At 68.4% G+C, this 24,306-nt stretch carries 22 protein-coding genes and 1 tRNA gene; 9 read left to right on the top strand and 14 right to left on the bottom strand.

The genetic code is table 11. The features are described from left to right. Positions 1-4 precede the first annotated feature (4 nt). Positions 5-844: a tRNA (adenine-N1)-methyltransferase gene (locus V7E05_RS06610; RefSeq protein WP_333618880.1), complete on the bottom strand. Its 840-nt coding sequence runs from the start codon at positions 842-844 to the stop codon at positions 5-7. Positions 845-985: 141 nt separating this feature from the next. Here V7E05_RS06610 and V7E05_RS06615 point away from each other — a divergent pair, with 141 nt between their 5' ends. Next, on the top strand, positions 986-1,837 hold the full coding sequence (locus tag V7E05_RS06615) for a RecB family exonuclease (protein WP_333618881.1): 852 nt from the start codon (positions 986-988) through the stop codon (positions 1,835-1,837). 94 nt (positions 1,838-1,931) lie between these two features. Here V7E05_RS06615 and hisG read toward each other — a convergent pair whose 3' ends face one another. From hisG to V7E05_RS06630, 3 genes are read right to left on the bottom strand one after another with little or no spacing between them, the layout of a single operon-like run. Continuing rightward, complete coding sequence (gene hisG, locus V7E05_RS06620; RefSeq protein ID WP_333618882.1) at positions 1,932-2,777, bottom strand: ATP phosphoribosyltransferase; 846 nt, start codon at positions 2,775-2,777, stop codon at positions 1,932-1,934. A 9-nt stretch (positions 2,778-2,786) separates the two neighbouring features. Beyond that, entirely contained in the window at positions 2,787-3,050 is a 264-nt protein-coding gene (locus V7E05_RS06625; protein ID WP_333618883.1) for a phosphoribosyl-ATP diphosphatase, read from the bottom strand. Next, complete coding sequence (locus V7E05_RS06630) at positions 3,047-3,754, bottom strand: HAD family hydrolase (RefSeq protein ID WP_333618884.1); 708 nt, start codon at positions 3,752-3,754, stop codon at positions 3,047-3,049. Before V7E05_RS06630 ends, V7E05_RS06625 begins: the two co-directional genes overlap by 4 nt. Positions 3,755-3,847: 93 nt before the next feature. Here V7E05_RS06630 and V7E05_RS06635 point away from each other — a divergent pair, with 93 nt between their 5' ends. Further along, entirely contained in the window at positions 3,848-5,746 is a 1,899-nt protein-coding gene (locus tag V7E05_RS06635; RefSeq protein ID WP_333618885.1) for a dynamin family protein, read from the top strand. Beyond that, entirely contained in the window at positions 5,743-7,239 is a 1,497-nt protein-coding gene (locus tag V7E05_RS06640) for a dynamin family protein (protein ID WP_333618886.1), read from the top strand. Before V7E05_RS06635 ends, V7E05_RS06640 begins: the two co-directional genes overlap by 4 nt. Here V7E05_RS06640 and V7E05_RS06645 read toward each other — a convergent pair. Both V7E05_RS06645 and metH read right to left on the bottom strand, forming a co-directional pair. Continuing rightward, positions 7,215-7,970, bottom strand: coding sequence for a TetR/AcrR family transcriptional regulator (locus V7E05_RS06645; protein ID WP_333618887.1), 756 nt, complete (start codon positions 7,968-7,970; stop codon positions 7,215-7,217). The two genes, V7E05_RS06640 and V7E05_RS06645, sit on opposite strands and share 25 nt — an antisense overlap. A 157-nt stretch (positions 7,971-8,127) precedes the next feature. Continuing rightward, positions 8,128-11,712 (bottom strand): methionine synthase, encoded by a 3,585-nt coding sequence (gene metH, locus V7E05_RS06650; protein ID WP_333618888.1) that lies wholly within the window; start codon positions 11,710-11,712, stop codon positions 8,128-8,130. A gap of 172 nt (positions 11,713-11,884) precedes the next feature. Between metH and V7E05_RS06655 the strand changes: the two genes are divergently transcribed. Next, positions 11,885-13,039 (top strand): PAC2 family protein, encoded by a 1,155-nt coding sequence (locus V7E05_RS06655; protein ID WP_333618889.1) that lies wholly within the window; start codon positions 11,885-11,887, stop codon positions 13,037-13,039. A gap of 55 nt (positions 13,040-13,094) precedes the next feature. Here V7E05_RS06655 and mshC read toward each other — a convergent pair whose 3' ends face one another. From mshC to V7E05_RS06680, 5 genes are all read right to left on the bottom strand, one after another. After that, positions 13,095-14,387, bottom strand: coding sequence for a cysteine--1-D-myo-inosityl 2-amino-2-deoxy-alpha-D-glucopyranoside ligase (gene mshC / locus V7E05_RS06660; protein WP_333618890.1), 1,293 nt, complete (start codon positions 14,385-14,387; stop codon positions 13,095-13,097). A gap of 55 nt (positions 14,388-14,442) precedes the next feature. Next, on the bottom strand, positions 14,443-15,402 hold the full coding sequence (locus V7E05_RS06665) for an SCO1664 family protein (protein WP_333618891.1): 960 nt from the start codon (positions 15,400-15,402) through the stop codon (positions 14,443-14,445). Between the two features lie 6 nt (positions 15,403-15,408). Beyond that, positions 15,409-15,999 carry a DUF3090 family protein gene (locus V7E05_RS06670; RefSeq protein WP_333618892.1) on the bottom strand — a complete coding sequence of 197 codons (591 nt, stop codon included), beginning with the start codon at positions 15,997-15,999 and terminating at the stop codon, positions 15,409-15,411. Positions 16,000-16,093: 94 nt separating this feature from the next. Continuing rightward, entirely contained in the window at positions 16,094-16,798 is a 705-nt protein-coding gene (locus V7E05_RS06675) for a histidine phosphatase family protein (protein WP_333618893.1), read from the bottom strand. 76 nt (positions 16,799-16,874) lie between these two features. After that, a complete protein-coding gene (locus tag V7E05_RS06680) occupies positions 16,875-17,744 on the bottom strand; it encodes an undecaprenyl-diphosphate phosphatase (RefSeq protein WP_333618894.1) in 870 nt (289 codons plus the stop codon). 313 nt (positions 17,745-18,057) lie between these two features. Between V7E05_RS06680 and V7E05_RS06685 the strand changes: the two genes are divergently transcribed. Beyond that, positions 18,058-19,047, top strand: a complete 990-nt coding sequence (locus V7E05_RS06685; protein ID WP_333618895.1) for a YncE family protein — start codon at positions 18,058-18,060, stop codon at positions 19,045-19,047. A 178-nt stretch (positions 19,048-19,225) separates the two neighbouring features. Further along, on the top strand, positions 19,226-20,299 hold the full coding sequence (locus V7E05_RS06690) for a quinone-dependent dihydroorotate dehydrogenase (RefSeq protein WP_333618896.1): 1,074 nt from the start codon (positions 19,226-19,228) through the stop codon (positions 20,297-20,299). 128 nt (positions 20,300-20,427) lie between these two features. On the opposite strand, the gene V7E05_RS06695 is transcribed toward V7E05_RS06690, so the two are convergent. Beyond that, complete coding sequence (locus tag V7E05_RS06695; RefSeq protein WP_333618897.1) at positions 20,428-20,970, bottom strand: YbhB/YbcL family Raf kinase inhibitor-like protein; 543 nt, start codon at positions 20,968-20,970, stop codon at positions 20,428-20,430. 144 nt (positions 20,971-21,114) lie between these two features. Here V7E05_RS06695 and V7E05_RS06700 point away from each other — a divergent pair. After that, positions 21,115-21,200: transfer RNA gene (locus tag V7E05_RS06700), tRNA-Leu, on the top strand. A 78-nt stretch (positions 21,201-21,278) separates the two neighbouring features. Here the strand turns inward: V7E05_RS06700 and V7E05_RS06705 are convergent. Further along, positions 21,279-22,721, bottom strand: coding sequence for an MFS transporter (locus V7E05_RS06705; RefSeq protein WP_333618898.1), 1,443 nt, complete (start codon positions 22,719-22,721; stop codon positions 21,279-21,281). After that, on the bottom strand, positions 22,718-23,206 hold the full coding sequence (locus V7E05_RS06710) for a MarR family winged helix-turn-helix transcriptional regulator (RefSeq protein WP_333618899.1): 489 nt from the start codon (positions 23,204-23,206) through the stop codon (positions 22,718-22,720). The genes V7E05_RS06705 and V7E05_RS06710 overlap by 4 nt, the downstream gene beginning before the upstream one ends. A 159-nt stretch (positions 23,207-23,365) precedes the next feature. On the opposite strand from V7E05_RS06710, the gene V7E05_RS06715 reads away from it, so the two are divergent. Both V7E05_RS06715 and V7E05_RS06720 read left to right on the top strand, forming a co-directional pair. Next, positions 23,366-23,923 carry a cysteine hydrolase family protein gene (locus V7E05_RS06715; RefSeq protein ID WP_333618900.1) on the top strand — a complete coding sequence of 186 codons (558 nt, stop codon included), beginning with the start codon at positions 23,366-23,368 and terminating at the stop codon, positions 23,921-23,923. A gap of 65 nt (positions 23,924-23,988) precedes the next feature. Next, the coding region (locus V7E05_RS06720; protein WP_333618901.1) for an RNA polymerase sigma factor at positions 23,989-24,306 on the top strand (318 nt) is incomplete at its 3' end.

Raw genomic sequence — 24,306 nt, forward strand, 5'->3', positions numbered from 1 at the left:
CAGACTAGTGCTTACCGCTACGGCGCTGCCGTTTGATGGCCGTCACACCATCTGCGAGGCGTCGCGCGGTGACGAGAAATGCCGTGTGACCCTGGATCCTGTGCTCCGGACGGACGGCGAGTCCGACCACGTGCCAATCGCGGTTGATCGACTCCCAGGCGCGCGGCTCGGTCCAGTTCTCCTGCGCGCGCAGCGCCTCGACGACGTTGGACATCTGGGTGGTGGTGGCCACATACGCGATGAGCACGCCACCGGGCTTGAGCACGTCGTGCACGGTCTCGAGGGTCTCCCACGGGGCGAGCATATCGAGGATGATCCGGTCGACCTGGCCGCCGAGCTCCTCGACGCCGGTATCGGCGAGGTCGCCGATCCGCAGGGACCAGTTCGCCGGATTCTCGCCGTAGAATGTCTCGACGTTCCGCTCGGCGTGTACGGCATGGTCCTCGCGGATCTCGTAGGAGATGACCTCTCCCGACTCCCCGACCGCGCGGAGCAGCGAGCACGTGAGCGCGCCGGAGCCGGCTCCGGCCTCGAGCACGCGGGCGCCCGGGAAAATATCGCCCTCGTGGATGATCTGCGCCGCATCCTTCGGATAGATGACCTGGGCTCCGCGCGGCATCGAGAGGACGTAGTCGGTGAGCAGCGGGCGGAGCGCAAGGTATGAGGCATCGCCGGTAGAGGTGACGATCGAGCCCTCGGCCGTGCCGATGAGGTCGTCGTGGCGCACGGCCCCGGCGTGGGTGAAGAACTCCGCGCCCGGAGCGAGGACGACGGTGTACTTGCGCCCCTTGGTGTCCGTGAGCTGGACGCGGTCTCCCTGCGCGAAGGCGCCTGATCGTCGCACCGAATCGATCCCTTTCTTCGAATGGACGGCCGCCGGAATGCGCCGGTGCCGCTGCTGCCCGCCATCCCGTGACCGCGGCTGGTGGGCGGCGGCGGGGACTGCCGCCGTGGCGCGGAATGAACCCCTATTACCCTGCCAGGTATGAGCAGTTCCTCCGAATCCGCCGAGGCCCGGCCCCGTCGCCCCAAGCCCCTCGCCCTCTCCGCGTCCCGCGCCGCGGACTACCGGCAGTGCCCCCTGGTCTACCGTTTCCGCGCCATCGACAAACTCCCCGAGCCGAAAACTCGCGCCCAGGTGCTCGGTACCACGGTGCACACCGCTCTGGAGAACCTTTACGCACTGCCACAGGAGAAGCGGACCGCAGCCGAGGCGAAGCGTCTCGCGGAGGCCGAGGCGGAAACAGCGGTGGCCGAGGGCGGAATCGCCGCCGACGTGATCGCCCCCGAGGACACTGCTCGCTTCCGCTCGGACGCCGCGGGGCTCGTGCGCGGGCTCTATGTAGTCGAGGACCCCACTCGCTTCTCGCCGCATTCGTGCGAGGACTATCTCCTGACGGCGACGGCCGGCGGCACTCCGCTCCACGGATTCGTCGATCGGATCGACATCGCTCCCACCGGCGAGGTCCGAGTCGTCGACTACAAGACAGGAAAACTGCCGCGCCCAGGATACGAGAGCGGGCCGCTGGCACAGATGCGTTTCTACGCGCTCATGTACTTCCTGCTGCAGAAAGAGATCCCGGCCCAGCTCAAGCTCATCTACCTCAAGGCCGGGTCCTCGCTGACCCTGAGCCCGGACGAGCACATGCTTTCTCGGACCGCGGACGAGCTCGACTCGCTGTGGGAGCAGATCGAGCGCGACGGGGAGAACGGCACCTTCGAACCGAAGACCTCGAAGCTGTGCGGCTGGTGCGACCACAAGGCGCACTGCCCGGCATTCGGCGGTGAGGCCCCGGAGTACCCCGGCTGGCCGGGAACGCGGAAGGTGAACGCCTAGGGGCCAATGCCCGGCGCACGGCATCGTGGGACCGGCACCTCCGGCGGCAGGCGTCCCGTGCCGTCTGCCGCGCGCCTAACGCCGCCCTATGGGGCTACAGCCTGCAGGAACGGATGTCCGAGGCGAGGATCGCCTTGGCGCCCGCCGAGTGGAGTCGGTCCATGATCGAGTTCATCTCCGCGCGCGGCACCAGCGAGCGCACCGCGACCCAGTCGGGATCGGCCATCGGCGAGACGGTCGGCGACTCGATGCCCGGCACGATCGACGTGATGGTGTCGAGGATCGACTTGGGGCAATCGAGATCGAGCATCATGAACTGCTGGGCGAAGACCACGCCCTGGATGCGCGCGACGAGCTGCTGCATCTGCGGCGTCGGCTCGGAGCCTTCCCGCCCGATGAGCACGCCCTCGGAGTCGCAGAGCACGGGGCCGAAAGCCTCGAGGCCGTGCGCCCGCAGCGTCCGCCCAGAGCCCACCACGTCGGCGATGCAATCGGCGACACCGAGCTGGATGGAGATCTCTACGGCGCCGTCGAGACGGATCACGGTCGCCTCGACGCCGCGCTCGGCGAGGTCGGCGCGGACGATATTGGGATACGAGGTGGCGATCCGGGCGTCGGCGAGGCGATCGACGGACCAGTCCTCCCCCGCCGGACCCGCGTAGCGGAAGGTCGAGTGCCCGAAGCCGAGCGAGAGGTGCTCGGTGACATCGGCACGGGAATCCGCGGCGAGGTCCCGCCCGGTGATCCCGAGGTCGAGCTGCCCGTTACCCACGTAGATCGCGATGTCCTTGGGGCGCAGGAAATAGAACTCGACATCGTTGTCGCGGTCGAGAACGGAGAGGTCTTTGCCTTCGCCGCGGCGCTTGTAGCCGGCCTCGGCGAGCATGTGGGCGGCGGATTCGGAGAGGGCGCCCTTGTTGGGCATGGCCACGCGCAGCATGCGGACTCCTTAGAGGTACTTGTAGACGTCGTCGAGGGACAGGCCGCGCTTGTGCATCATGACCTGCGTCCAGTACATGAGCTGGGAGATCTCCTCGGCCAGCTCGGCATCGGACTGGTACTCGGCGGCGATCCACACCTCGCCCGCCTCTTCGTTGATCTTCTTGCCGAGATGGTGAATGCCCTTGTCGTAGGCCTGTACCGTGCCCGAGCCCTCGGGACGGTCGGCGATGCGTTGGGCGAGTTCGGCGAAGAGAGAATCGAAGGACTTCACCCGCGCAATTCTTCCACACCGCCGAGCGAAGCGAGAACGCCGAGGTCCACTCCCGCGAGGCTGTCCCTGCGGGCGGCGACTCCCGGAACGTCGGGCTGGCCGGGCGAGGACGGGACGTAGAGGGTCATGCAACCCGCTCCCACCGCCGAGGTGGCGCCCGTGGTCGAGTCCTCGATCGCCACGGCCCGCGCCGGTAGAACACTGAGCGCGGTGGCGGCCGCGAGGTAGGGCTCGGGCGCGGGCTTGCTCCTCGCGACCCTGTCTCCCGTGATGACGGCGGAGAAACGGGATTCGCCGATGACCTCCAGCGGCGCCGCCATCAGGGCGGACTCCGTGTTGGTGACGAGTGCGAGGGGAACCCCCGCGGCGCCGAGCGCGTCGAGGAGCTCGCGCGCCCCCGGCCGCCACTCGAGCTCGGTGGCGAACAGCTCCGCCACCCGCGCGTGGAGGATCGACTTGAGCCGGTCGAGTTCCTCCGGAGTGTCCACGGCGTGCCCGGTGTACTCGGAAAGGACCGAGAAGAACGTCTCCGTCGAGGCGCCGAGGGTGCGTTCGCGGGTCTCGCGATCGACCCTGCGGCCCATGTGCTCGCTCAGCTCCTCGACGGCGATGTCCCAGAGGCGCTCGGAGTCGATGAGCGTCCCGTCCATGTCGAAGAACACGGCTTCGGGGAAGGCGGTGGGCTGTGGATGGGAAAAAGGCACGGGCGCCACGATACCGGCCCGTATCGCGCGGCGGCGGCCACCGCGGGCGATACTGTGGACGCTGTCTCTGTGCGTGCGTGTAAGCGCGCATGCATGCACGACTCGATCCCGCTCGCCGAAAGGGGACTGCCGAAAGTGACCTCCGACGTCGCCACGCCCGCGGCCGAGAAAGGGAAGACGCTCCCCGACTACGTGCGCAACGCCGTGGGGATCCTGCGACGCTATGGGCATTCAGAGACTGCGGACCTCGTGGAATCGAAGTTCTTCTCCGCCCGCTCGACCGCGAACGTAGTGGTGGTCGGCGAGGTCAAGCGCGGAAAATCCTCGCTGGTCAATGCGCTGCTCGGCCGTCGGGACCTCCTGCCCACCGACGTCGACGAATCGACCTCGATGCCCATCGAGGTCCTGCGGGATTGCGGGCGGCCGGGCGAGCGCATCGTCCTCCATTTCGGCGACCGCAGCGAGGACCGCCCGCTCGAGGAGCTGCGGCAGTGGTCGAGATCGACGGCAGCTCCGATCCGGCTCACCGACGAGACCGAGCTGCCATCGCACGCCTCGGTGCACATCGAGGACGGGGTCGACCTCCGCGCCATCGTCGTCGACACGCCCGGCGCCGGAGGTCTCGACGAGGCGGCCGTCGACCTCGCGCTGTCCGCCGCCCGCGGCGCCGGCGTGCTCGTCATGGTGTGCGATTCCACGAACCCCATCACGGCGCCCGAGATCGACATTCTGCGGCGCGCTGCAGAAACCGTCGGCTCGGTCATCGTCGTGGTGTCGAAGATCGATAAGGCGCTCACGCGGTGGCGCTCGATCGTTGAGGACAATCGGCGGCTGATCCGCGAATACGCCGGTCTGGATGTCCCGGTGTTCGGCGTATCGAGTCTCCGCGCGCTCGCCGCGCTCGAGCTGGACGATCCCGAGCGCCGTCACCGGGTGGAGAAGAGCTCGGGCATCGCGGCGCTGCGCTCCCAGCTGGAGAAGCGGGCCCGGAGCGCCGATGCGCTCTCCCGTTCGGTGGCTATCAGTCTCGCCGCCGCCTCGCTGCGCGAAATCGGCACGATTGTCGACGAGCAGATCCGTGATACGGAGATGCCTTCCCACGTGGTCGAGGAGCTGCAGGCGCGCAAGGACGAGCTGCGCGGTCTGCGCGACCACGGGCAGGAATGGGAGCAGTTCCTCTCCCGCAACATCGGGGTGTCTCGGCAGCGGGTGCTCACCGGTTTCGATGCCGAGCTCGACGCGATCCGCGAGAAATGGTCGCAGAAGGTCAAGAGCTCGGGGCTCACGGTGCTTCGAAAGAAGCCCCAGGTCTTCACGGCCCAGATCGAGGCGGAGATCTCCCAGGCGATCCAGCGCGCCATCGGTGCGATGTCGGCGGCGCTGCGCCACGAATGCGAGCAGCTCTTCGGCGAGGGCCGCACGTGGATGGCGATCGCCGACGCGGCGATCCTCGGCCTCACAGGCCCGCCCTCTCTCAACCGCGAGGTCGGGAAGAAGACCGAGAACATGATCGACCCCTCCGTCGTGAGTCTCGGCATTCTCGGCGGCGGTGGCCTCGCCACCCTGGGCTCCTCGGCCCTCGCCAGTATCGGGCTGTCGATGGTCGCGCTCCCCGCCGTCGCGGTGGGCGGCGGCTGGATCGCCGTCAACCTGGCCTACCGCGCGATGCGCAACGGCAAGCAGCACCTCCAGACCTGGATCCGCGAGTCCTGCGGTACGGCGCGCGTGGCGGCGGGCCGGGAGCTCGACACATTCATCAACCTCGCGCGCACGGAAATGGTCGTGCGCTATCGAGCCAAGCTCCGCGAAGAGCAGGACTCGATCCAAGAGAGGCTGCGCGTGGCGAAGGAGGCGGCAAAGGCCGACGAGTCGACGCGTCGCGAGAAGACACAGCGGCTGCGCAAGAACGCCCGGATCATCTCCTCGCACGTCGAGTACCTCGAGAACGTCATGTCCGGGCTCCCGGCCGAGCAGAAGGCGGTGGCACTGTGACCGGGCCGGACCAGAACCAGACCGGCGAGAATCCCAACCGCACCCAGCCGGCGGCGCCGCCCGTGAACCCACCTACGGGTCCGCTCTCGGACCCCGTGACCGCCGAGCTGGACATGGCGCTGCGCGAGCTATCGAAGCTCGGCGGCGACATGCTCGACCACGCCAACCGTCTCGGGCGGATCCTCTTCTCTCCCCCGCGGGTGGTCATCGTCGGCCGCCTCAAGGCCGGTAAGTCGACGCTGGTCAATGCGCTGGTCGGCGAGAATATCGCGGCCACGGGCGCGCTCGAGGTCACCAACGCCGTGACCGTCTTCCACCACGGCGCCCCGGCGCGTGCAGAGGTCGTCGACAGGACGGGGCGGCGCCATCCCGTCGCGGATTCGGGGAGCGGCGTCGTCACGGGCCTGCCCGTCCCGCTCGAGGACGTCGCATTCGTCGACCGCTTCCTTCCCTCCCGGGCGATCGCTGATGTCACCCTCATCGACACCCCTGGTCTCGCTACGCTCACGGCGGAGAACGAGGAGGTCGCCAAGCGGGCGCTGCTGCCCGGGTACGACGAGACCCGGGTCGCCTCGGCGGAGGCCGATGGCGCGGTGTTCGTCTTCGAATCGCTCCCCCGCGCCAACGAATGGGATTTCGTCGCGCGCCTCGGCTTCACGCCGCTCAATATCGTCGGGGTGCTCGCGCGCTCGGACGCGTTCGGGGAGGGCGCGATGGGCGAGCGCGATGCCATCGAACACGCCCGCGAGTACGCAGGGAAGCTCGATTCGCGGATGGACGGCCTCGTCTCCACCGTGATCCCTGTGGCCGGCCTGCTCGCCGAAGCCTCGCGCACCGGACGCGTGAGCGAACACGTAGCGCGGCAGCTAGCGCGGATCGACGGCCTCGAGCGAGAGGACGTGTTCGAGGAGCTCGAGAGCACCGACGACGGCATCTTCACTGCCCTCGACCGCCGCATGACCCTCGATTCGATCGGCGAATACGGCACGATCCACGGGGCCCGGCACGCCGCTCGCGGCGCCGCTGAGATGTCCCGGTGGCTCGATTCGGTGTCGGGGGTCGACGAGCTCGATGCGTTCCTCCGCGGCGAGCTCCTCCCCTTCGCCGCCATGCAGCGCGCGCTCCGGATCACCGGGGAGCTCGAGCAGCTCGCGATCCACCACCCGGCCAGGGACCGCGTCCGCCACATCCTCGGTGTGCTGTTCCGCAGGCCGGCAATGATCAAGGTCGCGCTGTTCCGCTCTTATCGCGGGCTCGTGGCGACCATGCCCCAGTCCCCGCTCACGTCGATGGCGCGGACGGCCCTGGCCGCGAATTCGCCCGCCGAGGCCGTCGGGCTCCCGGCCGATGCGCCGCAGGAACACGTGGACGCCGCGGCGCGAGACATTTTCGGGCGGATGCAGCAGATGCAGTTCGTGGGCATCTCCGCAGCCGAGGACGATGCGCGTGCGAACCTCGGGCGGTACTTCTATGCACTCGGCCTCGGGGGCTGAGCCCGACCCCGATCGACCGCCGCCCTCGTCCCCGTGGCGAGGCCGGCCGAGAGGGTGGTCACGACCTCCTCGACGAACGCGTCGTGGGGAAGTTCGCCGTTGGCGAGAAGTCGCTCGTTGATTTCGTCGATGGTGGGCTCGACGCCGCCGTTCTCCGCCATCGCCTTCTTCTTGCCGGCAGAAATGGATAGCGCCCTGGCCGACAGGATCGCGATGAGCGCGATGAGGAAGTTGTGGATCCTGTGGCGACCGTAATCCGCTCCGATGGAGGAACCGATCGCGTCGACGAGCACCTCGACCTGCGAGAGGAGGATGGTGTCCTGCATGACCGGGTTGCGTAGCGCCTGCTCGACGCGCGTGTAGGGCCCGATCTGGCCGACGATGCGAACGAAATCGACGCCCTCGGGCGTGCGCATCACGTCGGCGAGTGGACGGATCACCAGCCCTGAGAGCCGCACGACACCGAGATCCGAGTCGAGCGCCAGCCCCTCGTGCCCCAACGCCTCCATATCGGCTGCGCGCTGCTCCTCCATCGCCTCGATGCCGACGCGGAGGATGGCGCGGAGCAGCCCCGACCGGGATCCGAAGTGATAGTTGATCGCCGAGTCGTTGGACTGTTCCGCCTTCGCTACGATGTCGCGGATCTTCGCAGTGATCCAGCCGTGCTCAGCGAACTCTCGCCGACCGGCGTCCATCAATTTGCGACGGGTGACGCGGGAACGTTCAGGCATACCGGGCATTTTACCGATGACGGCGGGCCGTGGGCGGCATCCGGGCCCGTACGCGCGCCCGCAGCTTGCCGGAGGAGCGCCGAAGCGGGCTCGGGATGGACCCCAGGCCAGCCCGAGTCGAAACCCAGCACAGGCCCGGACTGGTCGCGCCTGCGAGCTAGACGTTGAAGTACTTCGCCTCCGGGTGGTACAGCACGAACGCGTCGGTCGACTGCTCCGGGTGGAGCTGGAGCTCCTCGGAGAGCTCGACCCCGATGCGGCCGGCCTCGAGCAGGTCGACCATCATCGCGCGGTGCTCGAGGTCCGGGCACGCGCCGTAGCCGAACGAGTAGCGGGCACCGCGGTACTTGAGGTCGAAGAACTCCGTGATGTCGTCCGAATCCTCCTGCGAGACCGCACCGTCCGGGAGCTGGAGCTCGTCGCGGACCCGGTGGTGCCAGTACTCGGCGAGCGCCTCGGTGAGCTGCACGCCGGTCCCGTGGACCTCGAGGTACTCGCGGTACTGGTCGTTGGCGAACAGCTTGTTGGCGAAATCGGCGATCGGGCTTCCCATGGTGACCAGCTGCAGAGGCAGCACGTCGACCCGGCCGAGCTCGCGAGCGCGCTCCCTCGAGCACACGAAGTCCGCGATACACAGGAAGCGCGAGCGCTGCTGGCGCGGGAAATCGACCCGGTACAGCACCTCGGCGTCGGGGTCCGGCTCGGCGAGCACGAGCACGTCGTCGCCCTCCGAGACGGCCGGGAAGTATCCGTACACCACAGCGGCGTGCGCGAGGATCCCCTCGGTGGTGAGCCGATCGAGCCACTCGCGCAGCCGCGGCCGGCCCTCGGTCGCGACGAGGTCGTCGTAGGACGGCCCGTCCTTGCCACGCACGCCGCGCAGGCCCCACTGACCCATGAACAGGGCGCGCTCGTCGAGGTGATCGATGTAATCGCCGAGCGCGATGCCCTTGGCGATCCGGGTGCCCCAGAACGGCGGGTCGGCGAGCGGCACGTCGACGGCGACGTCCGAGCGCTCGGGGATCTCCACGGGCTCGGCCTCGGCCTTGCGCTTCGCTGCGATCCGCTCGGAGCGCTCGCGGCGCGCCTTCCTCTCCGCGGCCTTCTGCGCGGCCTCGGCCGACTGCTCGACCTTGACGCCGGAGCGCTTGGCCTGCATGACGTCATCCATGAGCCGGAGACCCTCGAAAGCGTCGCGCGCGTAGAACACTGCACCCTCGTAGAGCTCGGCGAGATCGTCCTCGACGTATGCACGTGTGAGCGCCGCGCCGCCGAGCAGAACCGGGTACTTCTCGGCCACGCCGTGGGTATTGAGCTCGGCGAGGTTGTCCTTCATCACCACGGTCGACTTGACCAGTAGCCCGGACATGCCGATCACGTCGGCCCTGTTCTCCTCGGCCGCCGAGAGGATGTCGGCGATCGGCTGCTTGATCCCGATGTTCACGACGTCGTAGCCGTTATTCGACAGGATGATGTCGACGAGGTTCTTGCCGATGTCGTGGACATCGCCCTTTACGGTGGCGAGGACGATTTTGCCCTTGCCATCGTCGTCCGAGGCCTCCATGTGCGGCTCGAGATGGGCCACGGCCGCCTTCATGGTCTCGGCGGACTGGAGGACGAAGGGCAGCTGCATCTGGCCGGAGCCGAAAAGCTCGCCCACCGTCTTCATCCCACCGAGGAGGTGATCGTTGATGATCTCGAGGGGCGGGATCTCCTTCATCGCCTCGTCGAGATCCTCTTCGAGGCCCTTACGCTCGCCGTCGACGATCCGGGCGGAGAGCCGCTCGAACAGCGGCATCGCTGCGAGCTCGGCGGCGCGTGCGTCCTTCGCGCTCGCGGCGGAAACGCCCTCGAAGAGTTCCATGAACGTCGCGAGCGGGTCGTAATCCTCGGTGCGCCGGTCGTAGACCATGTCGAGCGCGACCTCGCGGGGCCGGTCCTCGATCTTGCTCATCGGCAGGATCTTCGACGAGTGAGCGATCGCGGAGTCGAGCCCGGCCTCGATGCACTCGTTGAGGAACACCGAGTTGAGCACTTGCCGGGCCGCGGGGTTGAGCCCGAAAGAGATGTTCGACAGTCCGAGAGTCGTGTGGACCTCGGGGTGTGCCTGGGTGAGCCGGCGGATCGCCTCGATCGTCTCGATGCCGTCTCGGCGCGTCTCCTCCTGGCCCGTGGAGATCGGGAAGGTGAGGCAGTCGACGATGATGTCGGATTCGGCCATCCCCCAGTTCTCGGTGAGGTCGGTGATGAGCCGCTCGGCGATCTCGAACTTTTTGTCCGCGGTGCGCGCCTGGCCCTCTTCGTCGATGGTGAGCGCGACGACCGCGGCGCCGTGCTTGTGCACGAGCCGCATGATCTTCTGGAAGCGCGAGTCCGGGCCCGTGCCGTCCTCGTAGTTCACCGAGTTCACGGCGCAGCGGCCGCCGAGGCGCTCGAGCCCCGCCTCGATAACTGCAGGCTCGGTCGAGTCGATCATGATCGGCAGGGTCGAAGCCGTCGCGAGACGCCCGGCCAGCTCGGCCATGTCCGCCGATCCATCGCGGCCCACGTAGTCGACGCAGAGGTCGACCATCTGGGCGCCGTCGCGCATCTGCGCCTTGGCGATGTCCATGCACTGGCCCCAGTCGGCCGCGAGCATCGCCTCGCGGAATTTCTTCGAGCCGTTCGCGTTGGTGCGCTCGCCGATCATGAGGATGCCCGCGTCCTGGCGGAAGGGCTCGACGGAGTACAGCGAGGAGATGCCGTTGATCTTCTTCGGCTCGCGGGTGCCCTGCTCGCGGCCGCCCACTTCCTCACGGAGGCGCGTGATGTGCTCGGGGGTCGTGCCACAGCAGCCGCCCACCATGGACAGACCGAAATCGGAGACGAAATCGGCAACCGCCGGGGCGAAGAGGTCCGGGCCGAGGGGGTAGACGGCGCCGTTCTTGCCGAGCTCGGGCAGGCCGGCATTGGGCATCACGGACACCGGGATCCCGGCGTGCTGCGAGAGGTAGCGCAGGTGCTCGACCATCTCGGCGGGGCCCGTGGCGCAGTTGAGGCCGATCATGTCGATCCCGAGCGGCTCGAGCGCGTTGAGCGCCGCGCCGATCTCGGAGCCGAGCAGCATCGTGCCGGTGGTCTCGATGGTCACGTGCGAGATGATCGGGATCCTGCGGCCGGCCTGCTCCATGCCGTCCTTGATTCCGAGCACGGCGGCCTTGACCTGCAGAAGGTCCTGCGAGGTCTCGACCAGGTAGGCGTCGATGCCGCCGAGAGCGAGCCCCCGCGCCGCCTCGGCATAGGCCGCGCGCATATCGGCGAACTCGGCCTGCAGGAGAGAGGGCAGCTTGGTTCCCGGGCCGAGCGAGCCGAGCACCATGCGCGGGACACCGTCCTCGCCCACCGGGTACTCGTCGGCGACGCGCCGGGCGATCGCCGCGCCCGCTTCGGCGAGCTCGGCGATGCGGTCGGCGATATCGTAATCGCCCAGGTTGGACAGGTTGCAGCCGAACGTGTTGGTCTCGACCATGTCGGCGCCTGCGTCGAAGAACGCGCGGTGGATGTTCTCCACCACATCGGGCCGGGTGACATTGAGGATCTCGTTGCAGCCCTCCAGACCGTGGAAATCCTCCTCGACCGAGAGCTCGACGGCCTGCAGCATCGTGCCCATCGCCCCGTCGCCGATGAGGACCCTGCGCGACATGGCGTCGAACAGCGGAGAATCGAACGGGCGAGTCGACGTCACTGAAGAGGCTGTAGGCATGCGTCCAGCTTAGTGTCGACCGCAAATCCGCCCGGTCCCGGTACCGCAGGCAGTCGACGTCATTCCCGGGAAAGAGCCCGCACGGGCCGGCGGAGACCGCACCGGAGCGGCCGAGAGCGAACCGCGCGCGCTCGCTTAGGCCATTCCTCGCCGCTCGCCGTACCCTGGGGCAATGAGTTTGGCTTGGAACGACGAGGAAATCCCCTCTATATCGGCGCCGATCATGGTGATCGCGCTGGAGGGCTGGAGCGATGCTGGCGATGCCGCGACCCAGGGCCTCGAACAGCTCGCCCTCGAATGGGACACCACGGGGATCGCGAAGATCGCGGACGAGAGCTATTTCCCCTACGGGCAGTCGCGGCCGACCGTCGAGCTGGTCGAGGGCGTCGTCCGCCGGATCGCCGTGCCGAGCATCGACATCCTCGCGGCCTCTCCCCCGGATTCCGACAACGAGGTCCTCCTCGTCCTCGGCCCGGAGCCGACCGCGCACTGGCAGAGCTTCACCCTCGACCTGCTCACCCTCGCCGACACGTTCGGCGTGCGCGAAGTTTTCGTGCTCGGTGCCATCAGCGCCGACGTCCCGCACACGCGCCCCACGCCGCTGAGCGGCGCCTCGTACAACAAGCGGCGCCTCCAAGAGGTCGGTCTCGAGCCCGGCAACTACCACGGGCCGGCGGGGATCCCGCTCGTGCTGCAGGAGGCGTTCACGCGCGAGGGCGTGCCCGCGACCACGGCTTTTGCCGCGGTGCCGCACTACGTCGCCTCGAACTCGGCCCCCGCCGCGACCCTGCGGCTGCTCCGCTGGCTCTCGGCGGTGACCGACCTCGAGATGCCCACCCTCGCCGTCGAGGGGCGCGTCGACGAGTGGCGCCACCACATCGACGCGGCGACCGAGGGCGACGAGGACCTCCAGTCCTACGTGCGCGAACTCGAGGAGCAGTTCGATTCTCTCGACGACGGAGACGTCGCCGAGCTCGAGATCCACCGCACCCCCCAGGAGCGGATCCGGCTCGTCGACGGCGAGCAGCTCGCTGCCGAGTTCGAGCAGTTTCTCCGCTCCAGCGGCCGCGAGTCCGGGGCGCGCGATGCCGGGCCGCGGGAGCCGGGGGTGCGAGAGGTCGGCGGGCGCGATGCGGCCGCGACGGACGACGCCCATTGGCGCGGCCAGCCGTGGCAGCCGAATCCTGGGGCGCATGGGGCACAAGGAACCCAGCAGCGCGATCCCGGCGAGGGCCGATCGGATGGACGCGCCGACGAACGCTCGGACGAGCGACCGGAGAGCGGATCCGGGAATGACGACGAAGGTCCCGGCCCCGAGCAGTGCTGATCCCGCTTCGCCCCTCTGCGCCGGGCCTCGCCCGCCGGACCGGTAGCGGCCTGCGCTAGACCCCCACGCCCATGAGGTTGATGAGGGCCGAGGCCATCTCGGCGCCGTCCTCGGTCCGCGGGACGGCACGGCCAGTACCAGCGGCGTCATCGCCGCCCGTGACCGAGTCCACTCCGTTCGTGACGCGCGCCCATGCGTCGACGTGCCGGAGCGCCGTCGGAGTGTCTAGGTCGTCGGCGAGTGCGGCGCGGACCAGCTCGATCGCCGGAGCCGCGGGAGCGGGCTCGGCGGCGGAAATGGCGCCGCGCCAGAGGGCGAGCCTAGCCTGCGCCTCCTCGAGGATCTCTGCAGACCAAGAGCGCGCCGAGCGGTAGTGGCCCACGTACAGGCCCACACGGATCGCGGCCGGGTCGATGCCCTCGGCGACGAGCTCGCGCACTCGCACGAGGTTGCCGAGGGACTTGCTCATCTTGACCCCGTCGAGCCCGATCATGCCCGTGTGCACGTAGAGCTGCGCGAAGCGCCCGCCGCCGCCCGCGGCCTCGGCGTGCGCCGCGGAGAACTCGTGGTGCGGGAATATCAGGTCGTCTCCCCCGCCCTGGATCGCGAAACCCATCCCCAGGCGGTTGCGGGCGATGGCCGAGCACTCGATGTGCCAGCCGGGCCGTCCGTCTCCCCAGGGCGCGTGCCAGCTGGGCTCGCCGGGACGCGCCGCGCGCCACACGAGCGCGTCGAGAGGGTGCCGCTTGCCCTCGCGGTCCGGGTCGCCGCCACGCTCGGCGAAGAACTCGTTCATCACATCGACCGGGTAGTTCGACTCGTAGCCGAAGTTTCCCGAGGCGTCGTGACGGAAGTAGACGTCTTCGTAGCCGTCCGGGCTGTCGTGCTCGGTGAGCTGATAGGCGCTGCCGTTCTCGAGGAGCTGCCCGACCATCTCCACGACCTCGTCGACCGACTCGATGGCCCCGACGTAGTCCCGCGGCGGGAGGATCGACAGCGCTTCCATGTCCTTGCGGAACGAGGCGACCTCGGCGGTGCCCAGTTCGCGCCAGTCCACGCCGTCGCGGGCCGCGCGCTCGAACAGCGGGTCGTCGACGTCGGTGATGTTCTGGACGTAGTGCACCTGCTCGCCGGCGTCGAGGAGGAGCCGGTTGATGAGGTCGAAGGTCACGTACGTCGCCGCGTGGCCGAGGTGGGTCGTGTCGTACGGCGTGATTCCACAGACGTAGAGGCCTACCGTACCGCCTCGCGGGACCGGGCGGACGACCTGGGTAGAGGTGTCGTGCAGCCTCAGGGGCTGGGCAGATCCGGCGACGGGGGCCACTGCGGGGCCGGTCCAAGAGCGCATGCGGCCAGTCTAGATCGGTGGCTCGGGGCGGTGCGATCCGGCCGACCGAGCAAGCTCAGTACAGGGGCCAGGGCAGCGGGAAATCGACCTCCGGATGGGGGAACTCGCCCGCGGTGAGCAGCGCCTCGATGCGATCCGACACGGCCTCGAGTTCGGCGGCGTCGAGGAGGGTGCCCAGGGAGAGGGCGAGGTCCCCGTCGGCGAGCCCGTCGTGCAGGGATTGCAGAGAGGACAGCTCGTCGTCATCCAGGGATGTTCCCGCGAAGCCCCAAAGCACGGACCGCACCTTGGGTTCGGTGTGGAACGAGAGGCCGTGGTCGATGCCCCACTCGCGCCCGGCGGTGTCGAGAAGGACGTGCCCGGCCTTGCGGTCGGCGTTGTTGATCACGGCGTCGAGTAGTGCGATGCGGCGCATCCTGCGCCCGGTCGTGTGCGCGAGGACGAGCGGATCGCCGTCCTCGCTCTCGAGAGCGAGAACGCCCGTGACGCCGGACGGCACAGTCGCCGGGTCGTAGAGGCCGACGGGTTCGGGTATGTCCGCCTTGGCCGCCGTGGGGTCGGGGGCGCTGCCGGGGTCGGGCGCCTCGGGATCGGCAGGGGCGTACGGGAGGTCGAGCCAACGCTGCGCCATTCCGGGGCCCGCGGCGGTGATCACCGCGCACGTCTCGGGTACGACGTCCCACCCCGCGGCGCGAGAGACAAGGTAGGCCGCGATCTCGCGCGCAGCGAGCGTTCCGGACACCTGCTGTTCGGGGCTCGCGCCGGGAATCGCGGCGGCCGGGGGAAGGACTCCCGAGGGGAAGTCCCACAGCGGAGCCTCGCCGCGGACCGGCTTGTGCACCCATCGCGCGGGCGGGTCGCCGGTGCCCGTTTGCGGGTCCGCGTTGTTCCCGGAAGCGGAATCGGGCTCGGAAGCTCTCTCGGGAATGGTCTCGGGGACGTCCTCTGCCACCTCCTCTGCGAGGAAGACGGCATTGCTGCCGGAGCGGATCCTGCCGACGATGCGCAGTTCCACCGCGGCCTAGCTCTCGAGCAGCGCGGACAGCTCGGCGGCCGTGCGCTTCTTGTACCCGTTGAGACGGACGCAGAGGTGCGCCTCGTTCTCGATGAGCTCGCCGCACAAGGGACACTCGGGGCGCCCGGCCTCCACGACCCGCTGGCAGCGCAGCGAGAACTGGCGCGCCGAGTGCGGGGTGAGCTGGATGCGGACCACGTCGTGGTCGTGATTCTCATCGTCGAGGAGCTCTTCGTCGGCGATCAGGCCGTTCTCCGCGGAGACCAGGTCGATGACCACGTAGGAACGCTCTTGCGACCAGTTGAGCGCGATCGCGCCGAGTGGGAACTCCGGGTCGACGGGCATGGCGAGCGGGTCCGAGTCCTCGAGATCGCGGGCCGAGGGCGGTAACGATAGCTGGGGGTTCTTCTCGGCGAGCTCGTTGAGCATCTTGTCGATCGACTCGCCGAGGACCTTCGCGTGGTGCTTCTCAAGCGAGAGCGAAACCACTCGCTCACCGTCGAGCGCCTGGAGGAAGAACGAACGCTCCCCCGGCCTTCCCACGGTCCCCACGACGAAGCGATCGGGGTTGACGAAATTGTGCACAATCCTGCTCATCGCGCATCGCCCCTTTCCTCGTTCCATCTTAGACTGCGCGTCCCGGGAATCAGACCCGGGAACCGAGCCCGGGCTTCGGCCCGGGAGTCTGTGCCTAGCGGACTGCGCCGCCGGGAGGGACGTTGGATTCGTCGGCCGAATCCGTTCCCTTGGCCATCGGCGCAGCCAGAGAGGATGAGAGTAGCGCGAAGTCCGATCCGGTGTCGTTGAGCCGCATCACGAACGGCCGGTGCGCCGTGTAGCGCAGCGCGGACACAGATGCCGGCTCGACCACGATTCGCTGGAAAGAGTCGAGGTGCATCCCGCAGGCATCGGCGATCGCGGCCTTGATGGGATCGCCGTGTGAGCACGCCACCCACAGGACATCGCGGCCATGCTCTTCCGCGAGCGCCGCGTCGCGCTCGCGAAGCGCCGCGACGACGCGCAGGGCCATGTGGACGAGGGATTCTCCGTCGGGGAAGCATGCTCCGGAGGGGTGGTTCTGCACGGTCTGCCACAGCGGCTCATCGGCGAGTTCGGACAGCGCGCTGCCGGTCCACGAACCGTAGTCGACCTCCGCGAGGCGATCGTCGGTCTTTGGCTCGAGGCCGAGCCGCTCAGCCAGTGGGCCGATCGTCTGCGTGCAGCGGTCGAGCGGCGAGTGGACGATCTCGGCGATGTCGAGGCCGGCGAGTCGATCCGCGAGGCCCTCCGCCTGCTTCTGCCCGGTATCGGTGAGCGAGACCCCCGGCTGCCGCCCGGCGAGGATTCTCGCCTGGTTGGCGGTGGATACTCCGTGTCGGATAAGCAGGACCGTCATGGGGCACAGCCTACGCCCGGGCCATTCGCACGGTCTGTCGCGTCCGATGGTCTGCCGGTGGGGCCATCCGGCTTGGCTATGCGGCCAGCGTGGGCGTGATGACGCTCGCCGAGAGCAGCGCGATGACGACGATGCCGAGAATGATCCGGTATCCCGCGAACCAGGCCATCGAGTGGTTCTGGACGAACTTGAGTAGCCACGCGATCGAGGCGTAACCGATGACGAACGCGACGACGATGCCGATGATCAGCTGCAGTGCGCTCGCCGACTGGCCCGAGCTGGGGGCGAAGGCGTCGGGAAGACTGAACAGGCCGGAAGCGAGCACCGCGGGGATGGCGAGGAGGAAGGAGTAGCGGGCGGCAGCCTCCCGGGAGAGGCCCATGAACATGCCGGCCGACATCGTCGCGCCAGAGCGCGAGACACCCGGGATGAGCGCGAGGCACTGGGAGAACGCCATGACCAGTGTCGTCTTGAGTGTCATCCCCGACATCGTCTTCGGGTCCACCGGTGCGTTCTGCTTGCCCCAGCGCTCGGCGGCGAGAAACACGAACGAAAACGCGATGAGGACGATCGCGGTGATCCAGAGGTTGCGGAAGCCGTCGCGGATCACGTCCTTGAGTAGATAGCCGATGATCCCGATGGGAATCGTGCCGAAGATGATGAGCCAGCCGAGCCGGTACTCCTCTCCCCGCCTATCCGCGTTGGCGAGCCCGCGGAACCACGCGGTGACGATCCGGACGATGTCCTTGAAGAAGAAGACGAGCACCGCCAGCTCCGTGCCCAGCTGGACGACGGCGGTAAAGGATGCTCCGGCGTCCTCTCCGAAGAAAATCTTCGAGAAGATGCTCAGGTGTCCCGACGAGGAGACGGGCAGGAACTCGGTGAGCCCCTGGATTGCGGAGAGAACCAATATCTGGATCCAGGACATGGAATCGGCGGCGTTCATGCGTGTGCGTCCTTCCTCGGCGCCTCTGGGTCGGCGGCCGTGCAGCCGGCTCAGGGTATCCCAGTGCACCGGGGCTATCCGCGTTCGACACAATGGAGCACGTACGGCGGGGTGCCGCATCGCCGCATGGCCCGAACTTCGACTCGGGGTATCGTCCGCGGCCCCGGCTCGAGAGCACGATGCGTTAGGGCGTTTCGATATGCACACTTCCCCGCGACAGCGACTCCGCGACGGCTTTGCTTCCCGCGAATCCTGCGGCGAGCCCCGCCCGCGCGAAGGTGAGAGGGCCCACCGCGCCCGGGCGTGGTCGCGCGTGGCGGTCGCCGTCGTGGCCGCGGTAGGCGTGGGCGCTGCGGGGTGTTCGTCGTCGCATCTCGTCGACGACGAGGCCGCACCGATGGGCGGCGCGCAGCCCCAGGAGATCACCCAGACCGGGAACCCCGCGGGACAGATCGAGGACCTGGGCGCCCCCGTGCTCGGTGTCATACCCATGGATGACGGCGTCGTCGCCGCGCAGCTCGAAGATCCCCCTCGCCTCGTCCTCGGCACGATCGGCCGCTCGGGGTTCGAGAAGAAGGCCGAGGCGGAGCTGCCCCCCGGATCCCTCCCGGCCGAGCGCGCGGGCGACGACGTCCTCGTCCCCGGCTCCGCGGGGCTCCGCCTCGTCGACGAAGCAGGCAACGTCGAGGCCGTGGGCGATACCGGGCCGGTGACCGCTGCGGCCAGGCTCGACGACGGCCGCTTCCTCACGGGGCAGGACGACGGGACCATCGCGGTACGGGGCGCCGACGGAGCCGAGGAGAAGCGGCTCCAGTCCCTCGCGTCGATCGACCAGATCGTGCCCTCGGGATCCGTGGGCCTCGCGATCTCGCGCGCGGACACCACGGTGGCCACCGTGAATCCGGACTCCGGAGAGATCGGCCCGGTCCTGCGCCCCGGCAAGGCGGTCGCCAACGCGACGGCCCCGGTGGACGGCTGGTCGGCGGTCACCGACACCACAGCGGGCGCGCTCATCGTCCTCAACGTCGATCCTCTGCACACCCACCAGATGTTCCCGGTGGGCAAGGCTCCGTGGGCCGCGGCCGTTGCGCCGGGGACCTCGATCATCTGGGTCGCGCTCAGCGGGGAGAACCGCATCGCCGCCTACGACATCTCCAGCGGGCACGGCGAAGAGGTGGCGAGCGTGCCCAGCGTCTCCTCCCCCCACTCCCTCGCGGTGACGGCGGACGGCACCGTGGTCGTGGGCTCCGCGGCCGGAGAAGGCCTCCAGATCGTGCCGCCGGCCGAACAGCACCTGCCTTAGCGGCCGCCCCCGCGGAGGGAATCCGCCATCTCCGTTTCGGAGGCGGATAGATTGCAGGCAGCGAAATCGCAGAGTCCGCCACCTGCGCGATAGAAGCCGGGCACGAAGAAGCCGGCACGAACCAGCACGACGGCACGAACGAGCACACAGGCAAGAGATTCGAGGACGGTTCCAGGGAATGTATCGGGTTATCAAGTTCTTGCTGTTCCGGTTTCCGCCGGAGCGGATCCACCACATGACCTTCGGGGCGCTCAAGCTGCTGACGCTCGTGCCGCCGCTCGGGTCTCTTTTCCGCCGCGTCCTCGCCGTCCGCGATCCGATCCTCGTCCAGGAGGTCTTCGGCCGCAGCTTCCCAAGCCCGCTCGGCCTCGCCGCTGGCTTCGACAAGAACGCCGCCGCCCCGGACACCTGGGGCGCGCTCGGCTTCGGTTTTTCCGAGATGGGGACTGTCACCGCGGCCCCGCAACCCGGCAATCCGGGGCCGCGACTCTTCCGGCTGCCGGCGGACCGCGCCTTGCTCAACCGCATGGGATTCAACAACCACGGCGCGGGGAACGCGGCGAACAACCTGCGCCGGCGCCGCTCGAATGACCCGGTGGGCATCAACATCGGCAAGACCAAGATCGTCGAGCCGGAAAATGCTGTCACCGACTACGTCTCGAGCGCCCACATCCTCCATGGGCTCGCCGACTACCTCGTGGTCAACGTCTCCTCGCCGAACACCCCCGGACTTCGAGATCTCCAGGCCGTCGACTCCCTCCGCCCGATCCTCTCCGCCGTACAGGAGATCTCGAGCATCCCCGTGCTCGTGAAGATCGCCCCCGACCTCTCCGACGAGGACATTGACGCCGTCGCAGATCTCTCCGTCGAGCTCGGGCTCGCAGGGATCGTCGCGACCAATACGACGATCTCGCGCGAGGGCCTGCGCACTCCGGCCCGCGAGGTCGAGGAGATGGGCGCAGGCGGGATCTCCGGGGCGCCCGTCGCAGAGCGCTCGCTCGAGGTGCTGCGCCGCCTCTACGGCCGTGTAGGTGACTCCCTGGTGCTCGTCTCGGTCGGCGGAATCGAGACCGAGGAACAGGCATGGGAGCGGATCGTCAACGGCGCCACCCTGCTGCAGGCGTACACCTCGTTCATCTACGGCGGTCCGCTGTGGATGGCTTCGATTAATTCGGGGCTCGCGCGACGCCTCCGGGCCGGCGGTTTCGCCTCCCTCGGCGAGGCCGTGGGGTCCGCCGTCATACGGAAGTAGAAGCGCGAGGAGTAGCACCACGTCCCCCCACACACACACATTTCGGCCCCTGTTCGGGCCTACAGCCGCCTGTGGCCGCCCCACGAGCGAGTGGGGCGGCCGCCTTGCCTATTCGTCGCGCCGGGCGTCTAGGCCTCGTACAGGCCCGTGAGCGTGCCGCGGGCGATGGCCTTGAAGAACATATTGAAGCCGAGGAAGGCCACCGAGGAGTCCTCCTCCATCGGGAGTTCCTCCTCGCTGATCGCGTGTACGGCGAAGATGTAGCGGTGCGGGCCGTGTCCCTCGGGCGGGGCGGCGCCGACGAAGCCCTTGAACGAGGCGTCGTTACGCAGCGTGATCGCGCCATGAGGCAGGTCCGAGGAATCCGGGGTGCCCGCGCCCAAGGGGAGCGACGTGGTGCCGGCGGGGATATTGGCGACGGCCCAATGCCAGAAGCCCGACGCGGTCGGTGCGTCCGGGTCGAAGCACGTGACGACGTAGCTCTTCGTGCCCTCGGGGCCCGCGGCCCACTCCAGCTGCGGAGAGAGATCCTCTCCGCCGGGGACGCCCATCTTCCCCGAAAGCTGCGGAGCGGAGAGGGTCTCGCCGTCGGCGAAGGTCTCCGAACGCACCTCGAGCGCGGGGAGCTCGGGAAGGGCGGCGTAGGGGTCTGGGGTGCGGAATTGGGTCATTATTCGTGCCTCCTTGTCGCTGTACTTCTCCACTTCTACCAGTGCTCCGGCGACGTTCGCAGACCCCGATTTTGCGCCGCGAGGACTATCGGCTAGAGTTTTATCTCGGCTCGCAACGGAGAAAAACGATGCGAGAGAGTGCGAGCGCGAGTGGCGGAATGGCAGACGCGCTAGCTTGAGGTGCTAGTGTCCTATTAACGGACGTGGGGGTTCAAGTCCCCCCTCGCGCACTCGAATCAGGTGCCGGGACATCGAGTAATCGATGTCCCGGCACTTTTCTATTTGCGGTGTCTCCGTGTGTTTTCCGGCTACCCGCGGGTGGCCCGGGAGCCTGCTTGCTCCTCTTCCGCCGGTTCGTTTCCGGTCGTGCCGACGTTCTCGCTCCCGATTCGCCGCAGCGAGGAGTCGAAGACGGTGATGAGTAGGAAGGCCACCGAGATCCCGACGACCACCCAGCCGAGCTCGTGAAGTCCGGCGTCGTCGGCCCGCTCCCCGTAGGCGTTGCCGTAGATCACCGAGGCGATGATCGCGCCGAGGTACATGAAGGTCCGCAGCAGCCCTGCCGAGGAGGCGATGCGCTCGGGATCGGCCTGGTGATACAGAGTGTTCTGGATCGCGAGGTTGTTGAGGCCCTGCGGGATACCGAGGACGAGCATCGCGATGACGAGGAACCAGATCGGAGACGCGCTCGTCATGAACAGCACGCAGCCGCCGGCTACGAGTTGGGCCGCCGAGCCGACGAGGAGCTTCTTTGCGACTGCGGGCCGGCGCCCGAACGCCGAAGCGAAGACGATGCCTGCGCCGAAGATCGGCAGGAGGACCAGCCCGGCCTGGGTGGCGTCGAGACCCCTGCCGTCTTCGAGCCACTGGGTGAACCCGTAGACGAATGTGTACGAGATGGTCGCCGTCAGCATGGAACGGAGATACGTGAGCATGAGCGGCCTGTTTCCAGCGAGCACACGCACGCCGATGAAGGGATCGGTGGCCTGCCACTCCCACCACACGAGCGCGGCAGCTGCGACGACGGCGACGACGAGCAGCCACGACATGGCAAGCGCGAGGTTCTGGAGGAATACCAGTAGCGAGAGCATCGTCGCGGCGAAGAGAACGATTCCCGTCCAGTCGATGTGCGCCGAACCTTTCGTCCGCTCGCCGCGCGGAAAGAAGATCCAGCCGAGGACGAACGATGCGATGCCGAGCGGGAGATTGATACCGATCGTCGCGCGCCAGTCGAAGGCGCCGATGAGCAGCCCGCCGAGTGTCGGGCCCACGACGGCGACGGTCTGAGTGGTCACCGACAGCGCGGTGAGGATGGCGGCCGGGGAGCTCTGCCCGGTCCGCTCCCCCTCGCTGCGGATCATCGCCATGGCCGCCGGATACCCAGCGCACGTGCCGATCCCGAGGATCACGCGCGAGGCCACGAGCCACCAGATGCTGTCGTGGTTCTCGGGGACGACCAGCGGGATGAGCCCGGATACCGCGACCAGCGCACCACCGACGAGGAAGAGGGGCTTGACCCCGAAGATATCCACGAGACGACCGACGAGCGGTTGGCCGATGGCAGTGGCGAGGTAGAGGCCGGACACGAGCCACACGGTCTCCGACGCCGGGGCTCCGAGCGCGACGCCGATGGGCATGAGAGCCACCGCGATGATCGCGGTGTTGATGGGATTGAGGATCGCGCCGAGCAGCATCGGCGCCAAGAGTCTGCGGTCGAAGCAATCGGGCGGGGCGTCGGCGAGCCGAATCATTCGAGGATCCGCTCGAGGATCGTGGCGGCGTCCGCGAGCGTCTCGAGTTCCTCGGACGAGACCCCGGCCTCCAGCGTTGCCTCGAGCCACGCCGCGGCGGCCTTGCGTTGCCCGTCGATCTCCGCCCAGCCTAGCTCCGTGACCTCGACGATCTGTCGGCGGCCGTCCTGGGGATCGCGGCTCTTGGAGACGAATCCCCGCTCCTCGAGCGCCTCGACGGTCGCCGCCATGGACTGCGGACGGACTTTCTCCGCGAGCGCGAGGGCGCTCACCGTCGACTCGCCGCCTTTGCTCAGCCGCGACATCGCTGAAGCCTGGGGCGGGGTGAGGGTTCGTTCGGCGGGCGTTTCCCGGAGCCGGCGGAGCAGGCGGACGACCACGGCGCGGAGGTCGATGGCGACCTGGTGCGGTGTGGGCCGCTCCTCCCGTGCGGAGCGGCCGGCGGGCGGCGTCGAGCTCGGTTCGGGGGTGGGAGTCTGATCCATAATGCTCAGTCTAGACTGAACAGTTGCACCTGGCTAAATTAGCGTGCTGCCGGACTCGACACGCCGGCGCGCGGCTGCCCTACCGTGGGGCGCAGCCGACGACACAGCGCCGAAGGCACTGCCCAACGCGCTCGAATACCCACCGGAAAGAGGCCCACCATGTCCACTGCCCTCCTGCTCATGGATTTCCAGAACGGGATTGCCGGTCGCCCCGGCTTCGAGCCCGCCATCGAGTCCGCCTCCCGCGCGCTCGCCGCCGCTCGAGGTGCCGGCATGCCCGTCGTCTTTATTCGGGTCGCTTTCCGCGACGGATACCCGGAGGTGTCGTCGAACAACAAGGCCTTCTCGCAAATCGCCGGGAGCGCCGGTGATTCGATGCACGCCGACAGTCCCGCGACCCAGGTCGTCGATGCCCTCGCTCCCGAGGCGGGTGAGCAGGTCGTCGTCAAGAAGCGGTTCTCCGCCTTCGCCGGGAACGATCTCGAGATGCTCCTGCGTGCCCGGCGGATCGATCATCTCGTTCTCGGAGGTGTCTCCACCAGCGGGGTCGTGCTCTCGACGGTGCGTCAGGCGGGAGATCTCGATTTCGGGCTCACCGTGCTCTCCGACGCCTGCGCCGACTCCGACCAAGAGGTGCACCGCATCCTCCTGGATCAGGTGTTCCCGCGGCAGGCGACCGTGACCACCGTCGACGAGTGGGTGGGGACCCGCGGGTAGCGATCGCTGCTTGCGACCCCGGAAGGCGATCTCACGTTTCCGGGCCCTGCGGCGACTACCGTTCGATGACGATGCAGCAGCCCTTCGACAGCGCAGTCCGGGAGCACGGGCCTACCGTGCTCCGGGTATGCCGCGCTGTCCTCGGCTCTGGGGCCGACGCCGAGGAGGCGTGGTCCGAGACGTTCCTGTCCGCCCTTCGTGCGTGGCCCGAGCTGGACCCCTTGACGAATGTAGAGGCTTGGCTCGTACGGATAGCACGGCGCCGTTGCGTCGATGTGATCCGAGCGCGCTCGCGGCGCGCCGACCCAGTCGGCGAACTTCCCAGGGGTACGGCGGAAAGGGGGCTCCCCAGCCAGATTGGCGGCGGCGCACCCGCCGAGCCC

It is taken from the genome of Dietzia sp., assembly GCF_036741115.1.
Taxonomy (GTDB): domain Bacteria; phylum Actinomycetota; class Actinomycetes; order Mycobacteriales; family Mycobacteriaceae; genus Dietzia.